The sequence below is a fragment of the Bacillota bacterium genome, from assembly GCA_036504675.1.
GTDB lineage: Bacteria > Bacillota > Sulfobacillia > JAJYWN01 > JAJZPE01 > DASXUT01.
Map to the genome: position 1 here is coordinate 1 of DASXUT010000002.1, position 8,339 is coordinate 8,339.

General features: G+C 64.4%; 6 protein-coding genes. 3 read left to right on the plus strand and 3 right to left on the minus strand.

Annotated features, from left to right (window positions below; genetic code table 11):
• Nucleotides 1-594 precede the first annotated feature (594 nt).
• Nucleotides 595-1,554, minus strand: a complete 960-nt coding sequence (locus VGL40_00025) for a tetratricopeptide repeat protein (GenBank protein ID HEY3313660.1) — start codon at nucleotides 1,552-1,554, stop codon at nucleotides 595-597.
• 412 nt (nucleotides 1,555-1,966) lie between these two features.
• On the opposite strand from VGL40_00025, the gene sppA reads away from it, so the two are divergent.
• The 3 genes from sppA to VGL40_00040 are packed head-to-tail and all read left to right on the plus strand — an operon-like array spanning nucleotide 1,967 to nucleotide 5,148.
• The gene (sppA, locus tag VGL40_00030) at nucleotides 1,967-2,920 is read left to right on the plus strand and encodes a signal peptide peptidase SppA (GenBank protein ID HEY3313661.1); all 954 of its coding nucleotides are present in this window, start codon (nucleotides 1,967-1,969) and stop codon (nucleotides 2,918-2,920) included.
• Between the two features lie 41 nt (nucleotides 2,921-2,961).
• A complete protein-coding gene (locus VGL40_00035; protein ID HEY3313662.1) occupies nucleotides 2,962-3,666 on the plus strand; it encodes a Yip1 family protein in 705 nt (234 codons plus the stop codon).
• Nucleotides 3,667-3,687: 21 nt separating this feature from the next.
• Complete coding sequence (locus VGL40_00040) at nucleotides 3,688-5,148, plus strand: oxaloacetate decarboxylase subunit alpha (protein ID HEY3313663.1); 1,461 nt, start codon at nucleotides 3,688-3,690, stop codon at nucleotides 5,146-5,148.
• Between the two features lie 29 nt (nucleotides 5,149-5,177).
• On the opposite strand, the gene VGL40_00045 is transcribed toward VGL40_00040, so the two are convergent.
• The gene (locus tag VGL40_00045) at nucleotides 5,178-6,221 is read right to left on the minus strand and encodes a polysaccharide deacetylase family protein (GenBank protein ID HEY3313664.1); all 1,044 of its coding nucleotides are present in this window, start codon (nucleotides 6,219-6,221) and stop codon (nucleotides 5,178-5,180) included.
• Nucleotides 6,222-6,514: 293 nt separating this feature from the next.
• Nucleotides 6,515-8,339, minus strand: a 1,825-nt coding sequence (locus tag VGL40_00050) for an S-layer homology domain-containing protein (GenBank protein HEY3313665.1), incomplete at its 5' end; no start/stop codon positions are given.

Consider the following 8,339-nt stretch of genomic DNA (forward strand, 5'->3'; position numbering starts at 1 on the left):
AATTGAGGGCCGCTTGACGGACTTAGGCCTGCCCATTGCAGGGGCGTGAGGAATAGAAGTAGCCGTCCCCATCATGAAGCGCGGCATCGTTTCAGCCAGCCATGACCAGCAGGGTCCAATGAGCCCGCCCTTCACTGAAACCCGTGGCCTTGAAGTAACGCACAACCTTGCGAGGGGCAAGAATGTCCTTTCTATGCAGGACATGAAAGCGAAAAAGACCGGGAGTTCCCGGCCTCTTTCTGATCGCCCCTCCTAGCCCCTACCCGATGCGGCCTTTAGCCAGACACCAAGGGGCCATGGTAGGCTGTAACCGAGAGGGTTCTCTCTATGACCCCCAAACCGTCGTATTGCGTATGGTTCGACCAATGGAAACAACAAGGAGCGCTCTGTGGCGCTCCTTTGCTGTCCCGTTCCATCTCGCTTGATGCCTTAACCGCTAGCTAGCCTTGGTCTACTCGCCCGGGAGGACAACGTTGCAGCGCGGGGGATAAGGCCCCGGCTCGGGAGTCGGGTCTGCGAAAGCTGTGCCTACGCTCAGCGCCAGCAGTACTACCGCCAACGCCAGGGCAACGCAGATCCTCTTAAGAACCCTCTTCAAGCATGCTCCCCTCCTTTCAACCACTTCATCATCAGACGCTCAGCGGGAATGAGGTCGGTAGGCGAACCGTGGTTCCTAAAAACCACGATTGCCTTCCGAAGGCTCTGCATGGCCTTTCTCTGCTGTCCTTGGGACGCGTGCCACTCCGCATCAAGCATGGTCATCCTGCCCAGCTCCACCATGTCCTTCGAGAGAGTTGCATACTCCCAAGCTTTATCTCTGGCCATGGGGTACCTGTCGAAATCCTTGAGACAAAGATAAGTCCTGGCGAGCTCATGATAAGTATGACAGAGATACAGGGCGTTGTCAGGAAGTCTCTTGTCAGCCAGGATTCCGGTAAGCAATCTGAGGCTCTCTTCATGCAGGCCCATCTTGTTGTAGACGCAAGCGAGGTTACCGGAGGCGAGGAATATCAGGGCATTTTGGTCAAGCGATTCGAAAATCCCTAGGGCTCGCTCCGTCAGCTTCAGAGCTTTCGGATAATCTCCCTGCTGAAAGTAGTTAAGACCGAGACCGACATTGGCGTAACCAACCTGAATCATGTTGTCTTCTTTCATCGACAGGCTTAGATAAATCCTGTAGTACTTCTCAGCCCTGTCCATGGACCAGAGGTTTCTGTAAATCCTAGCTAGTGCACCCCAGAAATAAGCCCTCTTCTCATAATCCTGCTTCTCAAGAACCCTGAGACCTTTCCACATGTAGTAGGCGGCGGCCCTGAAATGTTTAGCTTTTATGCAGAATAAGCCCGCAAGGGTGAGACTCCTGGACCTTCCGAACCTGTTTCCCACCACTTCGTAGAGGTCGGCTGCCCTAAGGGCTTTCTGGACTGCTCGCCTGTACCGGCGGGCGTCCTTCAGCCTCTCGGATTCCTTCAGTATTTCGCCGGCTCTGTCCGATACCGTTCTTAGATCTTCTTCACTTAGTGCGAAGCATTCGTCGTTGGTGGGGAAGGCCATCGACTCACCCTCCTCGACAGACAACGAGCGCATTCGAAACACCCGTTTCTCCAGACCGATTTTCTTCCTTAACCTTCGACGTATTGGCGTAAATTACCTCCTAACTTGGAAGATATTGCCGAAAGACGCCGCCCCCGGCAGCGGCGTAGAGGCTTAGCCGAGCTACATCCGGCAATGTTCGACCTGTCCGTCTTTCAGACGCCCCGCCTGGGCCACCCCAAGGCCGACCGGTCAAACTCAAGGAGGGCAGACCCAAATGGGCTCCCCGAGCGGGTGCCGGCCGCGGCCCATCGGCCTTTCCTCCCTCCTCGTGACAAGGGGATAGCCGCCAAAGCGTCGAAGAGAATAGCCCTATGACCTCAGATGATATGTTACTTCTGGGCCCCGAGGCTGGGGTCAAGGGGGCCGGGTAATGCAAAGACGACATTTCGTGATCCTGATCCTGCTGACCGCGGTTGGCGCGTCGGTCGTGGCCGGCTTTTTCCTTGGGCCCAGGGACGGCCTGCGCGGCCTCGGCGTCGACACGGTGGGAATCGTCTATATCGACGGCGAGATCAGCGGCGGGGCCAGCACCAGCGGCCTCTTTGGCGGGACCCTGGGTTCTGACAACGTTATCGCCTATCTGAAGGAAGCCCGCGAAAACCCGCTGGTCAAGGCGGTCGTCCTGAGGGTCAACAGCCCGGGGGGGAGCGCCGCCGCCGCGCAGGAGATCTCCAATGAGGTCGCCAAGCTCAGGGCCGACGGCAAGAAGGTCGTCACCTCGATGGGCGACGTGGCCGCCTCCGGCGCCTACTGGGTGGCTTCGGGCACCGACCTGATCATCGCTGACCCGGCGACCTTGACCGGCAGCATCGGGGTGATCATGGAGGTCCAGAACGTCCAGGAGCTCTACAAGAAGCTCGGCATCGACGTGAATGTGATCAAGAGCGCCCCGATGAAGGACATTGGTTCGAGCACCAGACCGATGACCCCGGAAGAGCGGGCCTTGCTCCAAACCATGGTCAACGACATCTTCGACCAGTTCGTCATCCAGGTGTCCGACGGTCGCAAGCTATCCCGGGAAGCCGTCTTGGGGTTGGCCGACGGGCGGGTCTTCACCGGCCGGCAGGCCAAGAGCTACGGCCTCATCGACGGCTTCGGGAACTTCCACGACGCCATTGATCAGGCGGTCAGGCTGGCCGGTATCAGGGGAAGGTACTCGGTCAAGGAGTATGGGGTGACCTCGCCGTGGGCCTGGCTGACCGGGCCCCAGGGGATCCTGAGGCAATTGCTCGGCCGGGTGACCATCGTCGGACCGAACGGTCAAGGGCTCATCAACCTCGCGCCGGACCTCGGTGGCAACAGCGTTCCGGGGAGCGGGCATTGAGCGACTTCGGCCAATTCGGGTCAGGAAGGGTGGCCCCGCCTTTGAACGAAGACAAGACCGAACAGCAGGGTCCCGTCATCCCGGAGGCTCCACCCGGCCCCGATCCCAAGGTAGGCGGGGCACCCGCGCGCCGCGGGCCCGACTTCCTCGAGCTGGTTTACGGCATCCTCTTCTCCCCCCGAAAGACCTTCCGTGAGCTGGCCGAGGCGCCGCCCGTCGGCCAGGCGGTGGCCGTCTTCCTGGCGGTCAACATCGTCTCGACCACCCTGATGACCATATCCCTCGGGTCGAGGCTGTCGGCCACGGCCTTTGGTCTGGCCCCGGCAGCCTTCGTCTTCGCCGGTCTGGTCCTCGGGCTCATCGACTGGTTCGTCGTCACCGCCGTGTTCCACCTGGTGGCCGAGATGCTGGGCGGCAAGGGCCGCGGCCTGAGCCTGTTCTACCTGGTCGCCCTGGCCAACCTGCCGCGGCTGATCAACGCCCCCCTGATGCTCCTGACCTTCACCCCGGCCCGGACCCTGGAGGTCCTCCTCAGCCTGGCCGTCACCATTTGGGTGGCCGTCTTGTATATCATCGCCGTGGCCGAGGTCCATCACATCACCAGCGGCCAAGCCACGGTAACCGTGGTTCTGCCGATGGCCGCGGTCTTCGCGGTCGTCGCCGCCCTGATCATCGCCTTCGCCGGGTTGGCGGCTCTGATACTGCCGATGATCCCCGGCGGCCTGCCACTGCTCCCACAGCTATAGGGATTAGGAGGCTACCTTTGGATGCCGGTCAAGAAACCAACTGAGCGGGTCAAGACCGGGCCGGCCAAGCGAAGCGCCGACCGCCCGGTACAGATCACCGATACCACCCTCCGCGACGGCCACCAGTCGCTCCTGGCGACCCGCATGCGGACGGAAGACATGCTCCCGATCGCCGATAGGATGGACCGGGTGGGCTTTTCCTCCCTCGAGGTCTGGGGCGGGGCGACCTTCGATTCCTGCCTGCGCTTCCTGAACGAGGACCCTTGGGACCGGCTGCGGGTCCTCCGCAAGGTCTTCAAACGCACCAAGCTGCAGATGCTTCTGCGCGGGCAGAACCTGGTCGGCTACAAGCACTATCCGGACGACGTCGTCGAAGCCTTCGTCAAGGCGGCGGTCGGGAACGGCGTCGACATCCTTCGCATCTTCGACGCCCTGAACGACGTGCGCAACATGGAGAAGGCCATGGCCGCGGGGAAGAAGGCCGGGGCCCACATCCAGGGGACCATCTCCTACACCATCAGCCCCGTTCACGACGTGGAGCACCAGGTCAAGATGGCCGAGCAGTTGGCCGACCTGGGGGCCGACTCGATCTGCATCAAGGACATGGCCGGGATCCTCACCCCATCGGCCGCCGTCGACCTCGTCACCGCGCTCAAGCGGTCGGTCGGGCTGCCGGTCCAGGTCCACTGCCACTACACCTCGGGGATGGCCTCGATGACCTACCTAAAGGCGATCGAGGCCGGCGCCGACGTCATCGACACGGCCATCTCCTCGCTGGCCCTGGGCACCTCGCAGCCGGCGACCGAGACGATGGTTGCCGCCCTGGCCGGGACCCCCTATGACACCGGTCTGGACCTCGGCCTCCTGTCCGAGATAGCCGAGCACTTCAAGGCCGTTCGCGCCAAGTACGGCCAGTTCGACGTGGCCGGGAGCATGGTCGACACCAACGTCCTGATGTACCAGATCCCCGGCGGGATGATCTCCAATTTCGTCTCCCAACTCAAACAGCAGAACGCCCTCGATCGGCTGCCCGACGTCCTTCGAGAGGTCCCGCGGGTCCGCCAGGACCTCGGCTACCCGCCCCTGGTCACCCCGACCAGCCAGATCGTCGGCACCCAGGCCGTCCTCAACGTCCTCATGGGCGAACGTTACAAGATGGTGGCCAACGAGGTCAAGGCCTACGCCAGGGGGCTCTATGGGCGCCCTCCGGGGAAGGTCGATCCGGCCATCCGGCGGAAGATCATCGGCGATGAGAAGCCCATCACCCACCGTCCGGCCGACGACCTGCCGCCCGGCCTCGAGGAGGCCAAGAAAGAAATCGCCCCCCTCATGGAACAAGAGGAGGACGTCCTGTCTTACGCGCTCTTCCCGCCGGTGGCCAAGAAGTTCTTCGAGGAGCGGATGGCCGCCCGCACCGGGACCGATCAGGACCTCGTCGAGCAGGCGAGGAAGGAGAGCAAGCTGGGGTACTATCCGGTCTAGTCAGGTCTGATCAGGACGGTCCAATCTGTTCAGGGCCCCGCGTCCGGGAACCGGGCGGCCAGTCGTTCGGGCGTGTCGTCCATCGAGAGGATGAACCGCTTGACCTTGAACCGATCATCGCCCGGCCGCTCGAACCCCTCGTCGATGGTCAGGCCGAGCTTGTAGCCGGCCTCGGCGGCCAGCGCGTCGAGCTCGGGGGTGTGACGTCCATACGGGTAGGCCAGGGCCAGCACCGGCTGGCCCGTTTCCATTTCGATGAGCCCCTTGACCCCGACCAGGTCGGTCAGGACGGCCTCGCGCGGCCGGGACAGGGTGGCCGGGGTGCCGTCCGGGGCCAGCTGATGAAGGTCGTAGGTGTGAGACTGGAAGTCGATGGTCCCGTCCTTGGCCATCTCGCGGACCTCGTCCCAAGTCAGGTAGGTGAGGACGCCGGGGTCGAAGGGGCCGGCCGGCCCGTCCCGGACGACCCGGCCGATGAGGCCGATGGAGGCGTGGAAGCCATGCCTCTTCAGGATCGGGTAGGCGTAGACGTAATTGCTCTCATAGCCGTCATCAAAGGTGATCACCAGCGGCTTCGCCGGGAGCTGCCCGGGGGCGCGCCCCTTGATGATCCGGGCCTGGCTTGGGGCGAGGACGCTCAAGATGCGCGCCAAGGGGGAGCGGCCGGGGACTTTCGGAGCGGCTTCGGCCCGGGTCGTCCCGCTCAGGTAGGCATACAGGTCGGCCAGGGCGATGGTCTCATAGCCGTGGCCTTTAAACCAGGTCAACTGCTCCTCGAACCGCTCGGGAGAGACCGTGTTGTGCGGGTTGATGATCTGATCGGCCGGCGCCAGGTGATGATAGACGAGGACGACCACGTGCCGCGGGGGCTCGGGCTCCGGGGCACCGGCTCCGTCCAGGGATCGGAGGACGAGGCCCGAGCCCAGGAAAACGGCGATGGCCACGGCCACGACCAGAAACGCGGCGATGGCCCGCCCGAACGCCGTGCCGCGCCGGCCCGCGCCCGCCAGACCGCGGCCGCCGGAAGAGGACTTGAGCGCCTCACGCCAGAAATCTGTCGAGGGTCTGGGCAAGAGATAGACCTCCAGGAGGGTCTTCGCGATGCTGAAAGCAGGTCATTGCTCGGGAAATTAAGATGCTCCGAGACGGCCTTCGTCCTTCCGCCGAGCGCCCTCGGCGCCTATCTTGTCCTCAACCGGCTCGTCCCATTGTCGACGACCACCTTGATTCGCGCGGAGCAGGGTCACATCCTTCGCCGGCCGAGCGAGATATTGGTGGAAATCGAAGTCGACCCGGCCTCGCTGGATGGCCAGGGTCGCCGCGGGTTCGCGAGGTCCGGGTCGGCGGGAGAAGACGGAGGGTCAGGTCACAGGCCCGGCGCTTTCGGCGCGCTCGGCGTCGCCAGCACCTCGACGTAGCTGACGATTCCGCCCTCTCCGGTGACGACGCGCACCCGCGAACCGGGCTTCAAGTCGAGGACAAAGATGGCCTTGCCGGCGGCGTAAAGGGACGGGTTCAGGGCCAGCCCCTTGGCGGCGCCGCCCGCGCCGGACGGGGCCCCGTCCTCCAGGACGTAGATGGTGCCCGGCTCTCCGGCTTCCACCTTGGTCAGGGTGCCCTCGAGTTCCGAACGGTCAATGGCCGTTCTGGTCCGGTCGTCAATCCGACCGGCCAGGGCGGCCATCTCGCTTCTGCGGACCGGGTCATTGGGCCGCATGGTGTTGTCGCCGTAACCGGTCAGGATGCCGTTCTTCAAGGCGTACACCAGATACCCGCGGGCCCAGGCCGGGATGCGGGCGTCGTCGGCGAAGGCCGTCTTTTCCCCGGCCATCCCCCGGGCCGACTGCTCGGCCTCGGCCCCCAGGCCGCGGACCAACATCACCGCCACCTCGGCACGGGTGGCCCGGTCGCTCGGCCGGAAGCGGGCCTCGCGGAGATTGACCAGGCCGTGGGCGTAGGCCGCAGCCACGTAGCCCCGGGCCCAGTCGGCGATGGAGGAGAAATCGGCATAGGGGACGTCCGCCGCCCCGGCCGTTTGGGCCTTGACCTTCGCTTCGTCCTCGAACCCAAGGACCCGGTCGACCATCGCCACCGCCTCATCGCGCCGGACCTGCCGATCGGGGGCGAAGGTGCCGTCGGCGAAGCCCCTGATGATCCCCTTGAAGTTCATCCGTTCGATGATCGCCTTGGCCCAGATGTCGATGTCGGGCAGCTTGGTCAGATAGATCGGCGGGGAGGAGGACGGCTGGCTGAGGGCGTAGGCCGGATCACTGACCAACTTCAGGCCGTCGGCCGCGACCGCGTTCGCGGGGTCCGCCACCAAGACCTCGGTGAAGGCCTTCAGGGCCTCGTGACGCCGATACGCCCGAGCGTAAGCGAAGCCCGTATGGACGAGCGGGTCGGCGCCCCGGTCGAGGCTGCCGGCCGCCGAGTCGGTCAGGAGATAGCTCCTGGCCCCTTCAGCCAGCCCAAGCAGGCCTTGGACTGATCGCTGAAGGGTGGCCGAGTCGCCGGTCTGGGTGGCGGACCGCAAGGCCATCAGATACGTCGTGCCGGCCAGGTAGTCGTCACCGGCGCTCAGGGCCCGCTCGGCGTCGGCCAGGTTAAGTGAGGCCAGCGAGGGCGAGGTGGCCGATGAGCCGCCCGTCGCCGTCGCCGCCCCAGCCCCGGCACCCGCGGCCAGCTTGACCGGTATCGTCCACTTGGTCATCAACGTGGTGTCACTGAGCTGGCCCGTGGCCACCAGGACCGAGTAGAGCCCCTGCCCGGACGGGAAGCCCGCTTCCACCGGGAGGTCCACGGTGCCCCGAAACGAGCCGTCCGAAGCCCGCTTCGCGGGGGCGTACCCCAGTTGCTTGCCACTGGGATCGTTGACGAAGAGCCCGATATAGGGGTCCGACGAGTACCCGGTCATGGTCAGGCTGCTGGAATCGGTCACCACGGCGACCATATCAGCCGTGACCGCCCGGCCGGCCGGGACATAAGTCGGCGACCACGGGTCGCCAGGTTGGTCGACGACCACCGTCGTCGGGGTAATTGCCCCCGATGCCGGTTCGTAATAGATACGATAGGTCCCGTCGCCGCCCTCCAGGTTCAGGCCGTAGGCGCCGAGCGTCCCGCCGGTCGGCACCGCCGCCCGCAGGTTCACCCGGGTGTAGTTCTTGCGGTTGGGGTCAATCAAGTAGTCCCAG